Origin of the sequence: Bradyrhizobium uaiense (assembly GCF_010811875.1) — a bacterium.
In the GTDB taxonomy this organism is placed as follows: domain Bacteria; phylum Pseudomonadota; class Alphaproteobacteria; order Rhizobiales; family Xanthobacteraceae; genus Bradyrhizobium; species Bradyrhizobium uaiense.
Genome location: NZ_VKHP01001014.1, coordinates 1 through 243, shown reverse-complemented (window position 1 = coordinate 243; position 243 = coordinate 1). Strand labels below are relative to the sequence as shown.

Genomic DNA, 243 nt, shown 5'->3' with positions numbered 1-243 from the left:
GACCGGGCAGGGCTCGGCACTGTCGGCCAATGCCCACCACCAGGTCGACCAGCAGACCTGCGAGGCGCGGGCCTATGCGGTGGCACGCGCGTTCGATCCGCTGCTCGTCAACAGCGTGGTCGGCTTCGGCGTGGTTGGTGTAGCAGACGTCGATCCCGAGCGGCAGGCCGAGCAGCTTGCCGCAAAAATGATCCTCGAGCCCGGCGCGGATGATTTCCTTGCCGTCATAGAGGTATTCGGGAC

General features: G+C 65.8%; 2 pseudogenes. One reads left to right on the top strand and one right to left on the bottom strand.

The window, feature by feature from the left end:
- A pseudogene (gene eutB, locus FNJ47_RS48575) lies at positions 1 to 127 on the top strand (ethanolamine ammonia-lyase subunit EutB); the annotation flags it as partial.
- Here eutB (FNJ47_RS48575) and eutB (FNJ47_RS55275) read toward each other — a convergent pair.
- Positions 119 to 243 (bottom strand): annotated as a pseudogene (gene eutB, locus FNJ47_RS55275) (ethanolamine ammonia-lyase subunit EutB); the annotation flags it as partial. The pseudogenes eutB (FNJ47_RS48575) and eutB (FNJ47_RS55275) overlap by 9 nt on opposite strands.